Source organism: Janthinobacterium woesei, assembly GCF_051380875.1.
Classification (GTDB): domain Bacteria; phylum Pseudomonadota; class Gammaproteobacteria; order Burkholderiales; family Burkholderiaceae_D; genus Janthinobacterium.
In genome coordinates, this window is sequence record NZ_JBNYXW010000001.1 from 354,150 (window position 1) to 374,582 (window position 20,433).

A 20,433-nucleotide genomic window follows, 5' to 3' on the forward strand; every position below is an offset into this window, starting at 1 on the left:
GTGTGGCGACTTAAGCCTGGCTCTTGCGTTTGCGCATGCGCAGGAAGCCGACCATGCCCAGGCCCAGCCCCATCATCAAATAGGTGCTGGGTTCCGGTACGGCAGAGGTGATTTGCAGCGTATCGATGCCGATGTAGTTCGAGTTATTGCCGTTCGGGCCGCCGTCGTCCACCAGGTAGCGCAATGCCAGTGCGCCGCTGGTCGCGCTCGACAGACCGCTCAGGGTGACGCTGTATTGCGTCCACGTTTCCGGATAGCCGAGCAGGGCCTGCGTCGGATTCACGCTCAGCAGCAAGGTCGAGAAGCTGCCCACGCTGCTGGCAGTGTTGCCGACATCGGTGCCGCCAACGTTGCTGAAGCGCACTTCCAGGCTATCCGGCCAGAACGAATCTTCAGTCGTACGGGTGAAGAAGGACAGCGTATCGCCATTGCGGTAGGTTGATGTCGGCAAGATCAGCCAATTGCTGATGCTGGAGTGACCACTGCCACTATTGAAGTTGGCGGCCAGGTAAGAGTTTCCCACACCCTCGTGCGCTTCAAACACCCCCCCATTGCCCTGGAACCAACTGGTCGAGCCTACAGGCGTGCTCAAGTTGTTCACCGTCCAGCCGGCAGGAACACCATTGTCGAACGTTTCTACCAGTGCATCAGCAGATGCTGCGCCGCTAAAGCTTAATGTCAGGGCCAGGGCTAGCGTGGAAAGCAAAGCTGATTTGAATGTGACAGACATCTTGAACCTCCATCGAGAAATAGTGAAAGTAGTTGGGGAAGGGGGTGAACGCTTGAATGTACTGCAATAAAGATAACACTAATGGTAATAAAATTGCTACTAATAAATGCAACTATGGTTATTTGTTTTTTAATGGGCGTCAGAATCGGCTTGCTGGAAACAGGCGCGGGGAGAGGGGAGGGGGAATTTCTGTTGCGCACGTAAAAACGCCAGCTCGAAGGCTGGCGTTTTGATAGATGCAGCTGGACGTCTGGCGGCCGGGGCGAAATCGCACCATCGGCACCAGGATTTTCTAGCCTATGCTGCGAGACTCCCGCCAGCACGACTTGCGCTATCCGCGATATGCACGGGGGCGCCAGTGTTGCTGCCGTGTTTCCGGTGCGCTGCATCGGGCGCAAAATCATCGACCTGTATCAAGGCGTCGACCAGCCGCGTGAACTCCAGCAAGGTGTTGTGTTCCTGGCAGCTGATTGAGCCTGCCGCGATGGCTGCGGACAGCCATTCCTGCATGGCGGGCAGGCTTTGCGGCAGGTGCTTGAGGCCAGCGTTGCCAGCCGCGTCTTTCAGGCGCTTTTCGATGGCCACCACCTGCGGCAGCAAGGCCAGCGCCATGTCGGCGCAGGCCACGGGATCGCTGGCGTCGCTCGCCACGTAGCAGTCGGCAAGCAGGCGTTCGCGGTCGGCGCCGGCCGTTTGCATCGCCTGCGCTACGGCGCTGCCCAGCTCGTCGGAGGGTGGCCGATGGGGCAGGCCGAAGGGGAAGAGCAGCGCGCGCAGCAACACCGCCAGCACGCGCGCGGGGAAATTGTCGAGCACGCCGCTCAAGCCCTGCTGCGCCTTGACCAGCGCATCTTGCAGCGACCAGTGCACGTACGGCAGGTCGGCCAGGGGGCGCCCGTCATCTTCATAGCGCTTCAGCACCGACGAGGCCAGGTACAGCTGCGACAGTACGTCGCCCAGGCGCGCAGACAGCCGCTCGCGCCGCTTGAGTTCGCCGCCCAGCACGAACATCGACAAATCCGTCATGACGGCAAAGGCCGTCGACATCCGCGTCAGCGCGTGGTAATAGGGCGCCAGTTCAAGGGCGCCAGCCTTGGGCACGGCGGCCAGGCGCGCGCCGCCCAGTCCGTACCATAGCCCCCGTGCCAGGTTGCCCAGCACAAAGCCGACGTGGCCAAAGAATGCCTGGTCGAAATCGCGCACGGCGCGGACAGGGTCGCTTTCGCTGACGGCGGCCATTTCCCTGAGCACATACGGATGCGCGCGGATGGCGCCTTGGCCGAAGATGATCAGGCTGCGCGTGAGGATGTTGGCGCCTTCGACCGTGATGGCGATCGGCACTTGCTGGTAGGCACTGGCGAGGAAATTGTTCGGTCCGATGCAGATGCCCTTGCCGCCCAGCACATCCATGCCGTCATTGACGAGTGCGCGTCCCCGTTCGGTGACGTGGTATTTGACGATGGCGGAAATGACGGCCGGCTTTTCGCCCAGGTCGACGCCCAGCGCCGAGAGCGTGCGCGCCGCATCCATCAGGTACAGATTGGCGCCCATGCGGGCCAGCGCTTCCTGCACCCCTTCGAACTTGCCGATCGGCATGTTGAACTGGCGCCGCACGGCGGCATACGCGCTGCTGCCGCGCACGGCCATCTTGCCCATGCCGACACTGGACGAGGGCAGCGAAATGGCGCGTCCGGCCGCCAGGCATTCCATCAGCATGCGCCAGCCCTTGCCCACTTGCGCCTGGCCGCCGATGACCCAGTCGATGGGGATGAACACATCCTTGCCCGAGGTGGGGCCGTTCTGGAACACCGCGCTCAAAGGATGGTGGCGCCGGCCGATCACCACGCCGTCGTGGCTGGCGGGTATCAGGGCGCAGGTGATGCCCGGTGCTGCGTCCTCGGACAGCAGGTGTTCGGGATCGCTGGTCTGGAAAGCCAGTCCCAGCAAGGTCGCTACCGGCGCCAGCGTGATGTAGCGCTTGGACCAGGTGAGGCGGATGCCCAGAGTGCTGCGCCCTGCATGCATGCCCATGCACACCACGCCCAGGTCGGGGATGGCTGCCGCATCGGAGCCCGCGTACGGGCTGGTCAGGGCAAAGCAGGGAATGTCAACGCCGGCGGCCAGGCGCGGCAGATAGTAATCTTTCTGCGCCTCGGTACCGTAGTGCAGCAGCAATTCGGCCGGTCCCAGCGAATTGGGCACCATCACGCTGACCGCCAGCGCCGAGCAGCGGGTCGACAGCTTCATCACCACTTGCGAGTGCATGTAGGCGGAAAATTGCTTGCCGCCGTATTGTTTGGGGATGATCATGCCGAGGAAGCCCTGTTCCCGCATGTATGCCCACGCCTGGGGCGGCAAGTCCTGCTCCTGCTGGGTTTCCCAGTCGTTGACCAGCGCGCACAGCCACTCGACGTCATGCGTGAGAAAGTGGCGCTCCTCGCTGCTCAGCGCGGGTTTTGCATAGGCCAGCAGCTTGGGCCAGTCGGGCTGGCCGGAAAACAGGTCGGCATCCCACCAGGTTGTGCCCGCCTCAAGCGCGTCGCGCTCCGTCGCGGACATGGTGGGCAGGATGCGCTTGAACAGGGCCAGCAGGCGTGGAGTAATCAAGGCACGGCGCACGGGACCGAGCGCGAACAGTGCAAGGATGGCCAGCAAGGCCACCAGCAGAGCAATCTTGAGCATGCGATATCTCCCTGTTGAATAAGAGCAGGGTAGGCCGTTGCGGCGGATGTAACTGTGCGGTGTAGTACATAGCAACAACGCCAGGCTACATGGGTTGGCGTTGTTTGTTGTCACTATTTGTCGTCACTATTTTTTGCCACCATGCTTGGCAACGCCGGGGTGCAATCGCACCGCCGGCGCTACTGGCATTAACGTTTGGGAACAACGATCACCGTGTCGCCGGTCTTACCTTTGGCGCCCTCGTCGCCGACCTCGCCTTTGGCGCCATCGTTGCCTTGTGCACCGGTGTTGCCTTGTGCACCGGTAGCGCCCTTGGCGCCGTCGTATCCCGGGGCGCCGCTGTCGCCCATCTGGCCGGTGGCGCCAGTGGCCCCGGTCGCACCGGGAAGGGCTCCGGCACCCGTGGCACCGGTGGCGCCGGCAGGACCAGGTGTGCCGGCCGGGCCGGGGACGACTTGGACTACGGGCGGCGTTTCGCGTTGGCAGGCGCTCAGGGCCAGGGTAGAGGCGAGCGCGAGCAATATCAAAGTATGTTTCATGATGAATCCTTCGGCAGTGTGCGCCGTTGTGAGCGGAACGGCTCGACGGCGTCGGGCGCGAGTTTCGCATGGCGGTATAGCAGGGCTAGCATGACCAAGCGACCGTTCGTTCCTCCGTGTGATGGAGGACTCTGGCGGTGGGATGAGCAGTAATGGCCTACATGCAGCATGTACCTGAAGGCTGCTGCAGTCCGTACGTTTGCGTACACAGTGGCGGGCAGGCGGCGTGAGAGTTTTGCACGGACGCAAACAAAAACGCCAACCCGAAGGTTGGCGTTTTGATATGTGCTGCAGAATTCTTGGTGGCCCGGGGCGGAATCGAACCACCGACACAAGGATTTTCAATCCTCTGCTCTACCGACTGAGCTACCAGGCCAAGGCGGCGAATTATAGCAGAAAGAGATTCCACCTGACCAGAGCAAGCTGTGTTCAAATGCAACAGATGGCAAAGAAATGGTGTTTTGACATCTTTGCATGACTTGAATGGATGCGGCAATGCAACTACCTTTGTGGCGTGCGAGGCGAGGCCGCTGAGTCAGCGGCGCTTACATCGCCGAGCTGCCGCCCAGGCCGCTCTTTTGCAATACGCAACGGCCCGCTTCGCAGCTGGCGCCCGGATCGGTGACGATGGAGCAAGTCGACATCATGCCGTCGGCTTGCTGTTGCTTGCGGCTGGCCTGCGCATGCGCCTGGGCCAGCGCCTTGAGTTTCTTGCCGTCATTGTTTTTGCTGGACCAGGCCAGATAGCTATCCGGTCCGCCGCAAGCCTTGGCACCGATGGCGATGGTCTGGCATTGCTGGGTGGAATCACAGGCGGCGGTACTTACTTCCGCCTGGATCTGCGCCAGCAAGCCGGCATTGCCGGGGGCGGGTGGCGCATCATCTTGCGTAGGGGCACTGCCGCAGGCGCTGGCGGCCAGCAACAGGACGCTGGCGCAGGCGGCGCGCAGCAGGGAGGAATAGGTAGATGTGTGCATGGTTTCATCATGTGCCACGCTTGCTGATATGGCAAGCACGATTCGCGCATGCAGTCGCCAGCCTTCGACAAGACGCCACGGCCGGTGCCGTTTGACTGCGCTAGCTGTCATGAAAAATGCCCGCATAAAAACGGGCATTTTGGCGCTTATTTCAACGTGCGCTGGAAGAGTTGATAAATCCGGCGGTATTCGTCATACCACGCTTCCGGCTGCACAAAGCCGTGGCGTTCCATCGGATAGCTGGCCATTTCCCAGTTATCCTTTTTGAGCTCGATCAAGCGCTGCGACAGGCGCACGGAGTCTTGGTAAAACACGTTGTCGTCGATCATGCCATGGGCAATCAGCAGGTTGCCCGTAAGTTTGTCGGCATACTCGATCGGCGACGAGATTTTATACGCCTGCGGATCGAGTTCCGGCGTGTTCAGGATGTTCGCCGTGTATTCGTGGTTGTAGGTGCTCCAGTCGGTCACGGGGCGCAGCGCGGCGCCCGACTTGAAGACGTCCGGCGCGCGCATCAGCGCCATCAGGCTCATGAAGCCGCCATAGCTGCCGCCATAGATACCCACATTTTTGATGTCGCCCTGGTGCCGGGCCGCCAGCCAGTTGGCGCCGTCGACAAAATCTTCCAGTTCCGGGTGGCCCATCTGGCGATAGATGGCCGTGCGCCAGGCGCTGCCATAGCCGAGCGAGGCGCGGTAATCCACATCGAGCACGATATAGCCTTGTTCCACCAGCAGGTTGTGGAACATTTGCTCGCGGAAATAGACGGGGTAGCGCTCGGTCACATTTTGCAGGTAGCCGGCGCCGTGGGCGAACATGACGATCGGGTATTGTTTACCTGGCGCCATTTGCGCCGGGCGGTACAGCTTGGCCCAGATCGGCGCCGCGCCATGCGTAGACGGCACTTGCACCAGTTCCGGCATGACCCAGCTGCGCGCCTTGAAGGCGTCGCTGCGCGTATCGGTCAGGATATTGGCCTTGCCGCCAGCGGTGGCGATGGTCGCCAGCTGGGCCGGCATGTAGCTGGTCGAATAGCGCACCAGCAGCTTGCCGCCATCGGGCGACAGGCCGAAGTTTTCCACGCCTTTTAATTGCGTTACTTCGCGCGCGCCGCCATCCTTGGCCGTGCTGGCGCACACTTCATACGTGCCGGGCGCCTGCGGGTTGCAGACAAAATACGCGTTCTTGCCGTCGCGGCTCCATTCGACGGCGCTCACTTCCCACTTGCCGCTGGTCAATGCGCGCGCGGGCGCCGCGCCGGTTTTCGTGTACAGGTGGGCGTAGCCGCTTTCCTCGGACAGATACCACAGGGTGGCGTTGTCGGGCAGCCAGCCGAATTCGTCGGCGCGGCGGTTGACCCAGGCCGTGTCGCTGATGCGGTGCACGGGCAGCAGTGCCGCGTTGGCCAGGTCGACGTTGGCGATCCAGCGGTCCTTGTTGTCGATGGCGCGCACGCGCACGGCAACTTTGCTACCGTCATCGGTCCAGACGATGCCGTCGCGCTGCGCATCGACGCGCACGGGGCGGTTGCCTTTCAATGGCGCCCGCTTTTGCTCGGCGCGGAGAAGCGCCAGCGGGTCAGTGGCGATGCCGGGCAGGCTGTCGAAGGCGATCTCGCGCACTTTGCCCGTGTGCAGGTCGGCCAGTGTCAGGTGTTGTGCGATGGGCATGTTGCGGCCCACGCGCGTGCGCTCGTCGTCCGCTTCCGGGTAGCCCGTTTCGGTGACGTAGCGGGCCAGTTTGCCCAGCTTGCCTTTCTCGGCGGCTTTATCTTGCGTGACGAACAGCAGCCAGCGGCCGTCCGGCGACAGGGCGCTGCCGGAAATTGTTACTTTATCGCCCAGGTAGATCGGTTCCGGCGCCCGCGTTGGATCGAGACGGCGCTCTTCCTGGCGGCGCTCGCGGCTGGCGTCGCGCTCTTCCTTCTGGCGCGCCAGGTTGACGATCAGGCGCAGCTGCAGCTCGCGCTGGGCATCGGCTTCCGGCTTGGCGTCCGGGTCCTTGACGGCGCGCAACAGGGCGACGGGCGCGCTCAAACGCTGGTCGCGGCTCCAGCTGAACCAGTCGGTGCCGCTGCGGTATTGCACCGCGCTGCCATCGGTGGAATATTGCGGGTCGCTGATGGCCGAGACGCCGCGCGTGATCTGGATCAAGGCGCCGCTTTTCAGGTCGCGTTCGAACAGGTCGCCGTTGCGCAGCAGGATGGCGCGCGTGCCGGCCCGGTTGATGCGCATCTGCTGGCCATCGAGATTGGCCAGTTGTGCATCGTCAATCTTCTTGCCGCTATTCAGCTTGGCGTTGGCGCCTGGCAACTGATAGGTGTCGCGCAGAGGCGAGCCCAGGCGTTTTTGCTTGTAGTAGAGCTGGCCATTCCAGCCCCACCATGCCGCTTCGACGGGCGTGCCGATCCAGTCGGGGTCGGCCATCGCCTGGTCCAGCGTGATCGGCGTGGGAGAAGCGGTAGCGGTGGAAGGTGCCGCATGCGCGGCGGGCAGGGCGGCTGCCAGCAGGGTCAGCAGCAGTGGACGGGCCAACAGGGGGAGAACCAGACGCATCGGGGGTCACTTTAACGAGTAGGGGCGGTGAAGGTGCAGGGCCATGAGGCCCGTATTCTAGCGGAGGAGTTTCATGCAGGAAATGTCGGAAAGCTAAGCCCGCGGCAGGGCCAGCCAGGCGATCAGCTCGTCCAGCGGCATCGGCCGCGCGACCAGATAGCCTTGCAAGCCGTCGCAATCGTGGGCGATCAGGAAATCGGCCTGTTCCACCGTTTCCACGCCCTCGGCCACCACGCGCAAGCCCAGGTGGCGGGCCATCGCCAGGATGGCTTGCACGACGGCCGTGTCGCGCGCGTCGTGCGGCGTGTGGTCGATGAAGCGCTTGTCGATTTTCAGTTCATACAGCGGCATCGTGGTCAGGTAGGCCAGGCTGGAATAGCCAGTGCCGAAGTCATCGATGGAAAAGCGGATGCCCAGACCGGCCAGTGCGCGCATGCGCGCCAGCGAGGCGTCGCGCTGGTCGATCAGCAAGCCTTCCGTCAGTTCCAGGATCAGGGCGGCGGCCGGCGTGCCGTGCTCGGCCAGCGCCGTCTGCACGCGGGCGGCAAAATCGGGCTGGCGAAACTGGGCTGGACTCACATTCACCGACACGGCGATGGGCTGGCCGGCCTGTGCCAGCAGGGTGGCGGCGCGGCACGCTTCGCGCAGCGCCCAGTGGCCCAGCCGGACGATCAGCCCGGATTCTTCGGCGATGGGAATGAAGATGTCCGGCGCAATCTGCGTGCCGTCCGCCTGCGGCCAGCGCATCAGCATTTCGGCGCCCGTCACCCGGCCATGGCGGTCGACCTGCGGCTGCACGTACATGCGCAATTGGCCTGCGTCGAGGGCGCGCGCCAGCGACCGTTCCAGTGTCAGGCGGCGCTCCACGCCCGCTTGCATGGACGCTTCAAAAAAGGCGATGCCATTGCGCCCTTCCGCCTTGGCGCGGTACATGGCGATATCGGCTTCGCGCAGCAGGTCGTGCGCCTGCTGGCCCGCTTTCGGCAGCAGGGTCACGCCGATGCTGGCCGAGCAGTGGTAGGACTGCCCGGCGATGTCGAAGTCGCGCGCGATGGCGGCGCGGACTTTTTCGGCGATCTGCGCCGCCGTGCGGGCGGCGTGGTCCAGGTCCTCGGCCAAGTGGGCCAGCAGCACGACGAATTCGTCGCCGCCCAGGCGCGCCACGGTGTCGGCCTTGCGCATCAGTTGCGCCAGGCGTTCTGCCGCCATGCGCAGCAGCGCGTCGCCGGTGGCGTGGCCGCGCGCGTCGTTGATGTGCTTGAAGTGGTCGAGATCGATGAATATCAGCGCGCTGATCTTGCCTTCGCGCTGCGAGGCGGCCAGCAAATGCGTGATGCGGTCCATCAGCAGGCGCCGGTTGGGCAGGCCCGTCAGTACGTCGTAGAAGGCCAGGCGGTGGATGTCCGCTTCCGACTTCTTGCGCTCGCCGATTTCGCGCTCGACGGCGACCCAGTGCGTCTGCCTGCCGTCTGCACCGGTAAAGGGTACCAGTTCGGCCTCGACCCAGTAGGCGTTGCCGGCTTTGTTGTAGTTCAGCAATTCCGCCCGTGCCGGCTGGGCGCTCGCCATGGCGGTGGCGATGCGCGCCAGTTCACCCATGTCGGTGGCGGGGCCGTGCTGGAACAGCAGGCTGCGGCCCAGCACGTCGGCGCGCGCATAGCCGCTGCTGCGCTCGAAGGCATCGTTGACGAAGATGATGCGCGTGGCAGGCGCGGCGCCCGCGCTGGGCGGGACATCTGCCACTTCGGCGATCATGACCATGTCGTTCAGGCGGGCCACCGCCGTGGCTGTCAAGTGCAGCTCCGCATTGAGTACGGACAAGGCGACGCTGCTGCGCTCGAGCGACAGGGCGCTCGCCTGCAGGCTGTCCAGCGCGTGCTCCAGGTGGCGCAGCAGGAAGGCGCACGACAGGGTCAGTACGGAGGCGATGAACAGGTAGTTCAGCGCGATGATCAGCGCGCGCAGCACAGGTGTATCGGCTACGCCATGCAACTGCAGGGCAACGTCAGGATGCAGCCCCAGCACAAAGATGGTCAGCGAGGTCACGGTCAGCCCCCACAGGGCCGGTTGCATGCCCAGCAGCAAAGCTGCCAGCACGGGGATGACCATCATGTAGATCTGGCTGATGGGACCGATTTTGAGCAGCAGGGCGATGCCGACGATGTAGGCGATGGCGAGGAATTGCCCCACGCGCCAGCGGTAGGGTTGCACGCGCCAGTGCCAGATGGCGGCTATCCAGGCGATGGCCAGCACGTCGATGGCGACGATGGACCAGATCGCTTCGCGCGCCGCCAGCAGGGCGCTGGGGATGGCCGTTGCCATGCCGAGCAGCAATACCACCTGCAACAGGCGCGCAAAAATCTGGCCGCGCCAATGCGCGAGATCGTTCGACGCCGCCACGCTGCCGTCCTTTCCCCCAGGGTGCTGTATAGCCGTACTGTGCAGTAAGTTGGTTAAATACTACGCCTTATCGTTCAGCATGTCATCTTGATCATTCAACATGCTTGGCAAGGGCATGTTGGAGGTCCAAAAAAACGCCAGCTTCAAAGCTGGCGTTGCGGGAGGAGGGGAGGCTGGCGGCGGGTTTATTTCTTCGGTGCGCTCAGGCATTGCTTCATGAACGCTTTACGCGGATCGCCCTTCATGTCCTTCGCGTCGGCATTGCACGACTTCATCTTGTTTTGCTGCGTCATGGCCGGGGCCGGCTTGGCGCTCAGGCATTCCTTCATGTAGGCCTTGCGTTCATCGCCTTTTTTGCCGGCGGCATCCGCGTTGCAGGTGGTCATTTTCGACTGTTGCGCCGTCTTGGCGACGGGCGCCGCTTCCGGTGCGGCGGCAAAGGCGGTGCCGGCAAACGCGGCGGCGATGCAGAGAGCGATTAATTGTTTCATGGCAGATCCTTGTAGACGCAGGCTTTGGAAGGGAATTGCAATCGGCAAACAATTGCCGATATGCAGAACGTAACTAACTATATGACATTTATCAACAAAATTTCCACTCGAGTGTGTCTTTTTGTTATGCATGCGTCAGTGCGTACCGCCACGCCCCCGGCCAGCTGGCCCGGGCGGCCATTTCTACGGCAGCGGGCGTGCCGTTTTTTGCTATGCTAGCGTCTTTCACCGGCCGATGTTGCTGCCTTGGCCGGCGCACCCTCAATACGGAGTAGTTATGGTCTCGTTGCAAGAGCAGTTTTTAAAGGCCGGCCTGGTCGACAAGAAGAAAGTCAAGCTGGCGAATCAGGACAAGAGCAAGCAAAAGAAGGACGAGCGCAAGAGCGGCACGCAAAGTGTCGATGAAGTGCGCCTGGCCGCGCTCGAGACGCAGCGCAAGAACGCCGAGCGCGCCCGCGAATTGAACGCCCAGCGCGACGCGGCCGCGAATCAAAAGGCCATCGTGGCGCAAATTGCGCAAATGGTGCAAAAGAATCGCCAGAGCAAGGGCAACAACGGCGACGTGCCATACAATTTCACGTTCAACAACAAGATCGAGCGCATCTATGTCACGGCCGCCGTGCAAGCTCACCTGGTGGCGGGCCGCCTGGTGATCATCTGCCTGGGCGGCGCCGTGGAACTGGTGCCGCGCATCATCGCCGACAAGATCGCCGAACGCGACCCCGCCATCGTCGTGCGCGTGAAACAGGCCAGCACGCAAGTGGAAGAGGACGATCCATACGCGGCGTTCCAGATTCCGGATGATTTGATGTGGTAATGGTATTGGTGTCTATTCATTAATATTCGTAACTACCCCTATGAAACTGACTACGCAGTATTCCATTTGCATCGCCGAACCAGGCACCAAGGGGCCTGTGTCGCGTGCCCGCAAGCAATTCAATACGCTGATCAAGAAAATCGAGGCCATGCGTTTGCGGCTAGCCGCCTGGAATGAAGCCATGCCGTCCATCATGCGCCAGGCCGAGCAAGAGTTCCAGCCGCTCGTGCAAGCCTATTCGGTGCATCAGAAGGCATTGGTACTGCTGCTGGACCAGATGCATCAGCACAAGTCGATGGGCAAGAAAGAGCGGGCCAAGTTGGTCGACCTGATCTGTTCGGTGGCGCTCGATGTGCTCGCGGACGGCGACGATGCCGAACTCAAGGATATCTACAACCGTCACAGCGGTGGCGACTTCGACGCGGAGGCCGACCAGGATGGCGCAGCGTTCCGCGACATGATGGAGCAGATTCTGGGCGTGCAAATGGATGCCGAGGTTGATCTGCGCTCGCCCGAGGCCATGCTGGAGGCGCTGGCAGCGCAGATGCACCAGCGCGCCGAGCAGGAGCAGCAAACTGCGCAGGCCAAGGCCGCCACGCGCCCCAAGCCGGCCAGCGCACTCGCGCGCGAACAGCGCCAGGCAGCCGAGGCAGACAAGCTCAAGCAATCGGTGCGCGATATTTTCCGCAAGCTGGTCAGTGAACTGCACCCGGACCGCGAGCCAGATGCCGCCGAGCGCGAACGCAAGACGGCGCTGATGCAGCGCGTAAATGTGGCGTATGCGGCCAACGACCTGCTGGACCTGTTGGCGCTGCAGTTGGAGATTGAACAGATCGAACAAGCCGACCTGAACAATCTGAGCGAGGAGCGGATCAAGCAGTACAACAAGATTCTCGATGGCCAACTGCGTGAGCTCGAACGCGAGACCGCCGGCAGCGAGTCCGCGGCGGCACAGGAAATGAGCGGGCAACAGCGCGGACGCTTGACGCCGCAAGCGCTGTTACGTTGCCTGCACGTTGATATTGCCGAGATGCAGGCCAAGCTTGATGCCATCGTCGCCGAGCTGGAAGAGTTCAGGGATGTCAACAAGCTCAAGGCATGGCTGAAGACGTATCAGCCGGTCGAGGCGTCCGATTATAGTGATGCTTATTGGTATTGATCCGGGCGGAATCGACGCAGCCACACTAGGAGTTTCCATCTTCTGCTATACGGACTGAGCTGGGGGCCGTCGCGCTATTGCACTGGAACATAAAGTTGGCAACGGATTTCTTCCGTTTCGCCGACCTGGGGAACCCGGTGGTGATATTGAGCCGCTGGCTGGCGTTGAGGCCGGATGGGAAGCTCCTGGCCTTTGTGGCTCAGCCGCGTATCAAGCGCTGGCCCTTATTCCCCTTTGGTGGCGCTGCCGCCGACGGAGACGCTGCCGGAGACGCTGCTGCTCCCACTGCCCTGCGCTGTACCGTTCGCCTTGCGTTGTGGCTTGACGTTTGCCGAGCGGGCCGCACCGGCGATCTGCCGGGCGTTGCCGGTGGTGTTCATCTGGCCGACGGTGTTTTTGGCATTTGCGCCGCTTGCCTGAGCAAAGGTGCGGGTGGTTTCAGCCTGGGCATGTACACCCTGACGTGCTGGCTGCGCGGTGTTGCGGGCGCCCTGATCGACGCTGCCGGCTGCGTCCACGCCACCGCTGATGCCCAGACCCAGGGTTGCGTTGCCGCCGCCCGATGCGCCGGCGTTGCCTGCTGCATTCCCGGCCGTGTGGGCGGTGCCGCCATCGAACAAGCTGGCCGAACCGCTACCGTTGGCGTTGGCCGATTTGCGTAAGCCTTCGGTGCGCGCAGTATTGGTCGCTGCATTCACATTTTCCAGCAAGCCGGCCGCACCATTGCCGGCAGCATCGGCGTTGGGGATGGCCGTTTTGCCCAGATTCTCGGGCTGAACCAGATGACCTGCCGAATTGGCGCTACCCGTCATGGAGCCGCGGCCGGTTATCTGGGTGACATTACCCAGGCTGCCCGTGCCGCCGAAGCCGCCGGCACCACTGGCGCCGATCATGCCGCCGACGGTGCCTCTGCCGCCGAGCAATTGGGCGTGGACCGAAAACGCCAGACCGAGGGTCACGACAATGGTAAATTGTTTAACGATGTTGACCGTTTTCATGATAATTTTCCTTGTTGGCACCACGGACAATCCGCAGTTGTTACAAGGAAAACGTTCGGACACCGGTATTTAATCCAAGATCGCAAAATATTTTTTCATTCGCGGAAATTGTCCGGGTCATTGCGAAACGCGCCCCCCAGTACGCCGTATCCGATTTCATTGCTGACGCCATTTGCCGGCACGCCGGATGCCTGGCGCGCCAGCGTGCGGATCGCCTGTCTGGCGGCCTGTGGCTCCGGCTCGCCAAGTTCGCCGGCCAGCATCGCCGCAACGATAGGCGCAGCGAAGGAGGTGCCGCGGACCACGCGGTAAGGTGGGCGGCCCAAGGCCGCACTGACCATCTGGTTGCCGGGTGCGGCAAACATCACCTGTGGTCCGCGCGCCGCTTCCGGCAGCGTCCGGCCGTCGCGGTTCACGCCGCTGACCCCGACCACGCCCGGATAGCTGGCCGGGTACAGCGGCGCGGCGGCCGGGCCGTCATTGCCCACCGCGGCCACTAGTAAGTGGCCCCGTCGCACCATTGCGCCAACGGCGCGCTCCAGCATCAGGTTCGGCGGACCGACCAGACTGATATTAATCACAGCCACGCGCTGTTTGGCCAGCCAGCCAAGTGCGGCGGCGATGCGCTCGACTGCGCCGCCGGTCGGCGAACGGCAATACACATCGGCCGCGTATAGTTCAGCGTCCGGCGCCACGCCGCGAAAACGCGACGAGTGACCGACCATCAGCGCCGCCACGGCGGTGCCGTGCGCATCCGGGATCAGCCTTCCCTCACAGCCCCAGCGCGTGACCGCCGCCTCACGAAATACCGGGTGGTTGTCGGCAACGCCGCCATCGATGAGGCCAATGCGCACGCCGCTGCGCGCGGCGGTGGCGGGCAGCGCCGGCGCACTGCCCGGCGCTGACAGCCCGATTGGCCGGGAGGCACTGGTGGTATAGACGTGGTTGAAGTCATATTGGCCGCCCGGATCGAGTGCTCGCAATTTTTCCAGCATGGCGGCGGTACTGGTGCCGACCGGCACCCCCAGCACGACAATGGTCTCGTCCAGAACGCCGAGGGTGCTCACTTCGATCACTTGCAGTCCAGCCGCCTTGGCGGCCTGCAGGCTGGCAGCACTGGGCGACCAAGCCAGAATCTGACTGCGCACCATGGGTTCACCGTGCGGGTCCGGCTCGAGCACATCGCGGTGCCGGCGCAGCAGATCGCCCACCTGTAGCAGGCGCAACTCGCCCAGCGCACGCACATCGGCACCGGCCAGCAAGCGCGCGCCACGGTCGCGCAGCGTTTCGGTATCGATCACGCCCGACGGCTGCGGCAAGGGCAGATTCAGCGATGGCAGGCGTAACTGGGCCTGCGCCGGTGCAACGCCGAGGACGGCGCTCAGTAGCAGGATCGGGCGCAGCAGGCGCGCAAGCAGGGAAAATGGTTTGGGTTTCATGCTGGCTAGATCATATAATGGTTTGAAATTTCTACAGGATAAAACGTCTGGAACAGGGATTAAAGTCCCGCCGCGAAACGTTTAACAAGCAATGATGACATCTGCCGCTACTCCGCTTCACGGTGAAATTGCTGCGCTGCTGCCGCGGCTGCGCCGATTTGCCCGCAGTATTGTATATAACCGTGACGATGCCGACGATCTGGTACAGGTCGCCGTAGAGCGGGCGCTGAACCGCAGTGCGCAGTGGGAGGTCGGCACACGGCTTGACAGCTGGATGTTTCGCATCATGAAGAATGCTTGGATCGATGAAGTGCGTTCGCGTATCCGGCGCGACAATATCTTTGCGCCGGAAGAGGCGGGCGAGCATGTTGGTGACGGCTTTGCCGAAGCCCACCAGCAGCGTCTGGCGATACAGAAGGCGATCAGCCTGCTCTCGGAAGACCACCGGATGGTGGTCGGTCTAGTGCTGGTCGACGGCATGGCGTATCGGGAGGCCGCAGATGTGTTGGATTTACCCTTGGGTACGCTGATGAGCCGTCTGGCGCGTGCGCGTGCAGCCCTGCAAGCGTCTTTATCCGATCAAACGAGGACCGTATGAGCAGTTTTTCCGATGAAACGTTGATGGCCTACGCCGATGGTGAGCTCGATGACAAGACCAGCGCCGCTGTCGCACGCGCCATTGAGAACGATGGGGAGCTTGCCGCCCGTGTGCGCCATCATCAGGCTTTGCGCGTGGACGTGTTCGCCGCTTTCGTGCCGATCGTCGAGGAGGCGGTGCCAGCACGCCTGAGCGCTGCCGCGGCCGGGGTCGTCGACCTGCAGGCTGCGCGCGCAACCCGGCTGACAAAACTGCCGCGCCGGCGCTGGGAATGGCCGGAATGGGGATCGCTGGCCGCAACCCTGCTCATTGGCGTACTGGCTGGCAGTGTCGGCCACCAGAGCTTGAGCGGCGATGCGGCGCCTCCATCGGTCGTCAGTGCTGACGGCGCGCTTTTCGCGCACGGACCGCTGGCCACCACCTTATCTGAGCAGCTCGCCAGCGCAGGCCCGTCGGCGCAGGGTATCCGGATCGGTGTGAGCTTTATCGGCAGCGATGGCAATTACTGCCGCAGTTTTATCATGGGACAGGGGGCCGGATTGGCCTGCCGTCAGGGCGCGCGCTGGCAGTTACCCTTGATGGCGCAAGTGGAGCAGAAGGCCAGTGGCGTTTATCAGCAAGCCGGCAACGCAGTGCCGGCCGCCGTCAACGAGGCGATCGATGCGCGCATCGCCGGCCAGACCCTCGACGCCCAGGCCGAACAACTGGCCCGGCGCAAGGGCTGGCAACGCTGATAACGGCGAGCCCGCCCGGTACTGCAAAGCTGGCGCCAGCCGCGTTCAGAACAGTTTCCCGCATCGAGCACCGGCGCCGAAGGCGTGACGGCGCTACGATCACCTGCGCAGTTACGTCAGCCTATCTGCGCCCGAAAAACCGGAAATGGGGCGGACAGGAGGACTTTTCTGCTTCAGAAACAAAAACGCCCACTTGCATGAGTGGGCGTTGCGTGAACAATGTTCTTGGTGGCCCGGGGCGGAATCGAACCACCGACACAAGGATTTTCAATCCTCTGCTCTACCGACTGAGCTACCAGGCCAAGGTGGCGAATTATAGCAGACCAAAACGCGAATGCAAGAGCCGGCTGCCACTTTTCCTGTATTTTATGGAAACGCCTCCTATTATTTGCTTTTGAGTCAAATATTATTTGAGGTAAGCGGTATTTTTCTCAACAAAGGATGGGCGCATAGTGTGGCTGTCGGCGGTGCTTCAGTCGCCCCGCCTTGCATCGCAACCCATCGAGAGGATTACCGCATGAACACCAATACGCAGCATACCGCCATCCCTGACATTGGCCTGGGCACGTTCCGCCTGCAGGGCCAGGTCGTCATCGATTCCGTCACCACCGGTCTCGACGTCGGCTACCGCCATATTGATACGGCGCAAATCTACGGCAATGAAGCCGAAGTGGGCCAGGCGCTTGCCGCCAGCGCCGTCAAGCGTGACGATTTATTCGTCACCACCAAGATCTGGATCGAGAACCTGCAGCGCGACAAGCTCATTTTCAGCCTGAAAGGCAGCCTGCACAAGCTGCGGCTGGAACAACTGGACCTGACCCTGATCCACTGGCCATCGCCGCAGGACGCTATTCCCGTGGCCGAATACATGGCGGCGCTGGCTGAAGCCAAGGCGCAGGGGCTGACTGCAGCCATCGGCGTGTCCAATTTCACGAACGCGCAGCTGCAGCAGGCCATCGATATGGTGGGGGCGGCGCAAATCGCCACGCAGCAGGTCGAGATACACCCCTTCCTGCAAAACCGCAAGGTCATCGATTTCGTGCGCAGCCAGGGTATCCACATCACGGCTTACATGCCGCTCGCCTATGGCAAGGTAGTCGTCGATCCGGTGATCGTGGCGATTGCCGCGCAATACGGCGTGACGCCAGCGCAGGTGGCCCTGAGCTGGTCGCTGCAACAGGGCTTTGCCGTGATTCCGTCGTCGACCAAACGCGCCAACCAGGAAGCGAACCTGCATTTCAAGCGCATCACCCTGTCGCCGGATGACATGGCGCAGATGGCGACCCTGGAGCGCGGCGAGCGCCTGGCCAATCCGGACGGCCTGGCGCCGCAGTGGGACTGAGGTGAATACCATGACTGCCATGCCGCTGCAGCGTTTCCGCTTTGGTGGGCGCACGGGGCGCGATGGCTTGATCGCCGAACTGCAGGCCATGCGTGACGCCGGCGTGCAGCATATCGGCTTGCAGCTGCGGCAGAACCGCCGCCCGCTGGCCGAGACCATCCAGGAGATTGCGCACTATGTGCTTCCCGTGTTTCATGGCGTAGCTTGATCTGGGCAGGCGTCCTGTACTGCCGGACTATCTGAAAAGGGTGGGGCAAACGCTATAATGGCCGCATGAACAGTCCCTCTTCCCCCACCATGCGGCGCTTCATGCATAGCCACAGCGACGTTTGTATCGTCGGCAACGGCGCCATCGCGAAAACCACGGCGCTGGCATTTGCCCAAGCAGGACAAAGCGTCACCTTGCTATGCCCGGCCAGCGCGCCCGCTTCCGCTGTCAAGCCGGTCGAGCCCAGCTGGGATGTGCGCGTGTATGCGCTCAATCACACGGCGCACCAGTTGCTGTCGTCGTTGAAGGTATGGGGCGCGCTCGATGCCGACAGAGTGGCGCCGGTTGACGCCATGCAGGTCAACGGCGACGGCGCGCAGGCGGGCGGACTCGGTTTCGATGCCTATGGCGCCCATGTGGGCACACTGGCGTGGATCGTCGAAGACCGCAACCTGGGCCAGGCGCTGGACGCCGCCCTGAAATTCGCGCAGAACGTCAATGTGGTGCAGGGCCGCGCCAGCCGCCTGGAATGGGCGAATGATTGCGCCATCGTGCACCTCGATGGCGGCGACAGCATCACCTGCGCGCTGGTGGTGGGTGCGGATGGCGCCCAGTCGTGGGTGCGGGGCCAGTGCGACATCGGCCTCGATTACCGTTCATATGGCCAGCGCGGCGTGGTCAGCAACTTCGCCTGTGAAAAACCGCACCATGGCGCGGCCCACCAGTGGTTCACGGGCAGTGACGGCATCGTCGCGCTGCTGCCGCTGCCGGGCGAACGCGTTTCTCTCGTCTGGTCGGCGCCCGATGCGCTGGCCGATACATTGATGTCCGAGCCGGCCGATGCCCTGGCCGCGCGCCTGGCCGCATATTGCCACGACAAACTGGGAAAACTGACGCCTTTGCAGCCAGAGCTGGTGCGCGCGTTTCCGCTGACCCTGATGCGCCCGCACGCCATGGTGGCGCCGCGCGTGGCCCTGGTGGGCGACGCCGCCCACGTGGTGCATCCGATGGCCGGCCACGGCATGAACCTGGGCTTTGCCGACGTGGCGCAACTGGTCAAGACGATAGCCGAACGCGAAGCGCAGCGCGGCATTGGCGACGAGCGCGTGCTGGCCCGCTATGCGCGCGCGCGCAAGGAAGACGTGCTGCTGATGCAGCTGGCCACCGATGGCCTGGCGCGTTTATTCGGCGCCGATCTGGAACCGCTGCGCGTGGTTCGCAATTTGGGATTAAACTTGCTGGACAAATTACCCGCCCTGAAGCGAAAAATGATTGCGCATGCATTGGGACATCAGTAAGCCTTAAGATTGTGCCGGATAATGGTAGCAGTGAAAATTCAAGGTCGCCGCAGCTGGTCTGCGGCGATCGTTTTATTAAAGAGGTAACGGCGCCGGGCCAGATGCCAGTTCCGCCGGGCGTTTCAAGTGGAGAAGTGAGAGTGATAAAAATGAGCAGAATCGCATTGGTGCTGGCCTCGGGCCTGATGATGTCGTGCGCCGGCGCGGAAACACCGACGGAAGTGAACATCAAGAAGCTGATCGAGCCGCGCCTGGGCGAAGGCGCCAAGGTCGATTCGGTCAAGGAAACCCCGTATGGCGGCCTGTACGAAGTGCGCACGGGTGGTGACATCCTGTACACGGACAAGAATGCGCAGTATCTGTTCGTTGGCCACGTCTTCGACGCCAAGACGTCGCAAGACTTGACCAAGGTGCGCCTGGACGAAGTCAATCGCATCAAGTTCTCCGACCTGCCGCTCGATTCGGCCATGAAAACCGTCAAGGGCAATGGCAAGCGCGTGATCGCCGTGTTCGAAGATCCGAACTGCGGCTATTGCAAGCGCTTCCGCCAGACCACGCTGAAGGAAATCGACAACGTCACCGTGTATACCTTCATGTACAACATCCTGTCGCCGGACTCGATCGCCAAGTCGCGCAATGTCTGGTGCGCGCCAGACCGCAACAAGGCCTGGGACGACTGGATGCTGAACGGTAAGGTGCCGGCCACGGTTGCCGCCAATTGCGCCAACCCGCATGAAAAAATTCTGGCCCTGGGCCAGCAGTTGCGCGTCTCGGGCACGCCGGCCATCTTCTTTGCCGACGGCAGCCGCATTCCCGGCGCCATCGATACGAAGACGCTGGAGCAGAAACTCTCGGCCATCAAGTAATCCGGGCTGTCGCCAGGAAGGCCGGACGGCGCGCCCTCGCAAGGCGCGCTTTTTTTTGCATTTTTTCCGCTGTCGTATCATCAAGTGTTGTTTGTAGACGCAATAACAAGCCAAAAAAGGGGAAGCAGCAAATGATTACCTTGAATATCAATGGACGCGACATGCAAGTCGACGCCGATCCATCCACGCCCATCCTGTGGGCGCTGCGCGATAACCTGAACATGACGGGCACCAAGTTCGGCTGCGGCGCGGCCCTGTGCGGCGCCTGCACGGTGCACCTCGATGGGCAGCCTATCCGTTCATGCATCACGCCGATTTCCTCGGTCGGCGCGCAAAAGATCACCACTATCGAAGCGATGGAAAACGACCAGGTGGGCAAGGCCGTGCAGGCGGCATGGGTACGCCTCGACGTGCCGCAATGCGGCTACTGTCAAAGCGGCCAGGTGATGAGCGCCACCGCACTGCTGCGCACGAACAAGTCGCCCAGCGACGCCGATATCGACGGCGCCATGAGCGGCAATATCTGCCGCTGCGGTACCTATCAACGCATCCGCGCAGCCATCAAGGACGCGGCCAAGACACTGGCCTGAGGAGAACGAC

17 protein-coding genes, 2 tRNA genes and 1 pseudogene are annotated in these 20,433 nt (G+C 62.6%); 9 read left to right on the forward strand and 11 right to left on the reverse strand.

What is annotated here, in order from left to right; genetic code table 11:
- Nucleotides 1-10: 10 nt before the first annotated feature.
- The 8 genes from ACQ4W6_RS01600 to ACQ4W6_RS01635 all read right to left on the reverse strand — a co-directional run bounded on the left by ACQ4W6_RS01600 (nucleotide 11) and on the right by ACQ4W6_RS01635 (nucleotide 10,374).
- Nucleotides 11-730, reverse strand: coding sequence for a choice-of-anchor J domain-containing protein (locus ACQ4W6_RS01600; protein ID WP_436565428.1), 720 nt, complete (start codon nucleotides 728-730; stop codon nucleotides 11-13).
- Between the two features lie 297 nt (nucleotides 731-1,027).
- Nucleotides 1,028-3,412, reverse strand: a complete 2,385-nt coding sequence (locus ACQ4W6_RS01605) for an acyl-CoA dehydrogenase (protein ID WP_436565429.1) — start codon at nucleotides 3,410-3,412, stop codon at nucleotides 1,028-1,030.
- 188 nt (nucleotides 3,413-3,600) lie between these two features.
- Complete coding sequence (locus ACQ4W6_RS01610) at nucleotides 3,601-3,951, reverse strand: collagen-like protein (protein ID WP_436565430.1); 351 nt, start codon at nucleotides 3,949-3,951, stop codon at nucleotides 3,601-3,603.
- Nucleotides 3,952-4,251: 300 nt separating this feature from the next.
- Nucleotides 4,252-4,327, reverse strand: a tRNA-Phe gene (locus ACQ4W6_RS01615).
- A gap of 169 nt (nucleotides 4,328-4,496) precedes the next feature.
- Entirely contained in the window at nucleotides 4,497-4,928 is a 432-nt protein-coding gene (locus ACQ4W6_RS01620) for a hypothetical protein (protein ID WP_436565431.1), read from the reverse strand.
- Between the two features lie 146 nt (nucleotides 4,929-5,074).
- On the reverse strand, nucleotides 5,075-7,483 hold the full coding sequence (locus ACQ4W6_RS01625) for a S9 family peptidase (protein ID WP_436565432.1): 2,409 nt from the start codon (nucleotides 7,481-7,483) through the stop codon (nucleotides 5,075-5,077).
- Nucleotides 7,484-7,576: 93 nt separating this feature from the next.
- Nucleotides 7,577-9,883 (reverse strand): putative bifunctional diguanylate cyclase/phosphodiesterase, encoded by a 2,307-nt coding sequence (locus ACQ4W6_RS01630; RefSeq protein ID WP_436565433.1) that lies wholly within the window; start codon nucleotides 9,881-9,883, stop codon nucleotides 7,577-7,579.
- A 185-nt stretch (nucleotides 9,884-10,068) separates the two neighbouring features.
- Nucleotides 10,069-10,374, reverse strand: a complete 306-nt coding sequence (locus ACQ4W6_RS01635) for a PsiF family protein (protein ID WP_436565434.1) — start codon at nucleotides 10,372-10,374, stop codon at nucleotides 10,069-10,071.
- A gap of 277 nt (nucleotides 10,375-10,651) precedes the next feature.
- Here ACQ4W6_RS01635 and ACQ4W6_RS01640 point away from each other — a divergent pair, with 277 nt between their 5' ends.
- Together ACQ4W6_RS01640 and ACQ4W6_RS01645 are read left to right on the forward strand one after the other, a co-directional pair.
- Complete coding sequence (locus ACQ4W6_RS01640) at nucleotides 10,652-11,191, forward strand: DUF2058 domain-containing protein (protein ID WP_436565435.1); 540 nt, start codon at nucleotides 10,652-10,654, stop codon at nucleotides 11,189-11,191.
- Nucleotides 11,192-11,231: 40 nt separating this feature from the next.
- The gene (locus ACQ4W6_RS01645) at nucleotides 11,232-12,350 is read left to right on the forward strand and encodes a J domain-containing protein (RefSeq protein ID WP_436565436.1); all 1,119 of its coding nucleotides are present in this window, start codon (nucleotides 11,232-11,234) and stop codon (nucleotides 12,348-12,350) included.
- 224 nt (nucleotides 12,351-12,574) lie between these two features.
- Here the strand turns inward: ACQ4W6_RS01645 and ACQ4W6_RS01650 are convergent, their stop codons facing one another.
- Nucleotides 12,575-13,348: a hypothetical protein gene (locus tag ACQ4W6_RS01650; protein ID WP_436565437.1), complete on the reverse strand. Its 774-nt coding sequence runs from the start codon at nucleotides 13,346-13,348 to the stop codon at nucleotides 12,575-12,577.
- Nucleotides 13,349-13,443: 95 nt separating this feature from the next.
- Nucleotides 13,444-14,787: a S8 family serine peptidase gene (locus ACQ4W6_RS01655; protein WP_436565438.1), complete on the reverse strand. Its 1,344-nt coding sequence runs from the start codon at nucleotides 14,785-14,787 to the stop codon at nucleotides 13,444-13,446.
- A 91-nt stretch (nucleotides 14,788-14,878) separates the two neighbouring features.
- On the opposite strand from ACQ4W6_RS01655, the gene ACQ4W6_RS01660 reads away from it, so the two are divergent.
- A complete protein-coding gene (locus ACQ4W6_RS01660; protein WP_436565439.1) occupies nucleotides 14,879-15,385 on the forward strand; it encodes a sigma-70 family RNA polymerase sigma factor in 507 nt (168 codons plus the stop codon).
- Nucleotides 15,382-16,119, forward strand: coding sequence for an anti-sigma factor family protein (locus ACQ4W6_RS01665; protein WP_436565440.1), 738 nt, complete (start codon nucleotides 15,382-15,384; stop codon nucleotides 16,117-16,119). The genes ACQ4W6_RS01660 and ACQ4W6_RS01665 overlap by 4 nt, the downstream gene beginning before the upstream one ends.
- Before the next feature lie 226 nt (nucleotides 16,120-16,345).
- Here the strand turns inward: ACQ4W6_RS01665 and ACQ4W6_RS01670 are convergent.
- Nucleotides 16,346-16,421, reverse strand: a tRNA-Phe gene (locus ACQ4W6_RS01670).
- A gap of 215 nt (nucleotides 16,422-16,636) precedes the next feature.
- Between ACQ4W6_RS01670 and dkgB the strand changes: the two genes are divergently transcribed.
- The 5 genes and pseudogenes from dkgB to ACQ4W6_RS01695 all read left to right on the forward strand — a co-directional run bounded on the left by dkgB (nucleotide 16,637) and on the right by ACQ4W6_RS01695 (nucleotide 20,423).
- Nucleotides 16,637-17,461 (forward strand): 2,5-didehydrogluconate reductase DkgB, encoded by an 825-nt coding sequence (gene dkgB, locus ACQ4W6_RS01675; protein WP_436565441.1) that lies wholly within the window; start codon nucleotides 16,637-16,639, stop codon nucleotides 17,459-17,461.
- A gap of 22 nt (nucleotides 17,462-17,483) precedes the next feature.
- Nucleotides 17,484-17,669, forward strand: a pseudogene (locus ACQ4W6_RS01680) (LLM class flavin-dependent oxidoreductase); the annotation flags it as partial.
- Between the two features lie 65 nt (nucleotides 17,670-17,734).
- Nucleotides 17,735-18,967 (forward strand): FAD-dependent monooxygenase, encoded by a 1,233-nt coding sequence (locus ACQ4W6_RS01685; protein ID WP_436565442.1) that lies wholly within the window; start codon nucleotides 17,735-17,737, stop codon nucleotides 18,965-18,967.
- 149 nt (nucleotides 18,968-19,116) lie between these two features.
- Nucleotides 19,117-19,833 (forward strand): DsbC family protein, encoded by a 717-nt coding sequence (locus ACQ4W6_RS01690; protein WP_436565443.1) that lies wholly within the window; start codon nucleotides 19,117-19,119, stop codon nucleotides 19,831-19,833.
- A gap of 131 nt (nucleotides 19,834-19,964) precedes the next feature.
- Nucleotides 19,965-20,423, forward strand: coding sequence for a (2Fe-2S)-binding protein (locus ACQ4W6_RS01695; protein ID WP_436565444.1), 459 nt, complete (start codon nucleotides 19,965-19,967; stop codon nucleotides 20,421-20,423).
- The last annotated feature ends 10 nt before the right edge of the window (nucleotides 20,424-20,433 follow it).

Excerpts from the sequence above, each read along its gene's own strand:
- ACQ4W6_RS01665 (WP_436565440.1), top strand. The coding sequence starts at position 15,382 with ATGAGCAGTTTTTCCGATGAAACGTTGATGGCCTACGCCGATGGTGAG.
- ACQ4W6_RS01690 (WP_436565443.1), top strand. The coding sequence starts at position 19,117 with ATGAGCAGAATCGCATTGGTGCTGGCCTCGGGCCTGATGATGTCGTGC.
- ACQ4W6_RS01695 (WP_436565444.1), top strand. The coding sequence starts at position 19,965 with ATGATTACCTTGAATATCAATGGACGCGACATGCAAGTCGACGCCGAT.
- ACQ4W6_RS01620 (WP_436565431.1), bottom strand. The coding sequence starts at position 4,928 with ATGCACACATCTACCTATTCCTCCCTGCTGCGCGCCGCCTGCGCCAGC.
- ACQ4W6_RS01685 (WP_436565442.1), top strand. The coding sequence starts at position 17,735 with ATGAACAGTCCCTCTTCCCCCACCATGCGGCGCTTCATGCATAGCCAC.
- ACQ4W6_RS01610 (WP_436565430.1), bottom strand. The coding sequence starts at position 3,951 with ATGAAACATACTTTGATATTGCTCGCGCTCGCCTCTACCCTGGCCCTG.
- ACQ4W6_RS01650 (WP_436565437.1), bottom strand. The coding sequence starts at position 13,348 with ATGAAAACGGTCAACATCGTTAAACAATTTACCATTGTCGTGACCCTC.
- ACQ4W6_RS01640 (WP_436565435.1), top strand. The coding sequence starts at position 10,652 with ATGGTCTCGTTGCAAGAGCAGTTTTTAAAGGCCGGCCTGGTCGACAAG.
- ACQ4W6_RS01655 (WP_436565438.1), bottom strand. The coding sequence starts at position 14,787 with ATGAAACCCAAACCATTTTCCCTGCTTGCGCGCCTGCTGCGCCCGATC.
- ACQ4W6_RS01605 (WP_436565429.1), bottom strand. The coding sequence starts at position 3,412 with ATGCTCAAGATTGCTCTGCTGGTGGCCTTGCTGGCCATCCTTGCACTG.
- ACQ4W6_RS01645 (WP_436565436.1), top strand. The coding sequence starts at position 11,232 with ATGAAACTGACTACGCAGTATTCCATTTGCATCGCCGAACCAGGCACC.
- ACQ4W6_RS01600 (WP_436565428.1), bottom strand. The coding sequence starts at position 730 with ATGTCTGTCACATTCAAATCAGCTTTGCTTTCCACGCTAGCCCTGGCC.
- ACQ4W6_RS01635 (WP_436565434.1), bottom strand. The coding sequence starts at position 10,374 with ATGAAACAATTAATCGCTCTCTGCATCGCCGCCGCGTTTGCCGGCACC.
- ACQ4W6_RS01660 (WP_436565439.1), top strand. The coding sequence starts at position 14,879 with ATGATGACATCTGCCGCTACTCCGCTTCACGGTGAAATTGCTGCGCTG.
- dkgB (WP_436565441.1), top strand. The coding sequence starts at position 16,637 with ATGAACACCAATACGCAGCATACCGCCATCCCTGACATTGGCCTGGGC.
- ACQ4W6_RS01625 (WP_436565432.1), bottom strand. The coding sequence starts at position 7,483 with ATGCGTCTGGTTCTCCCCCTGTTGGCCCGTCCACTGCTGCTGACCCTG.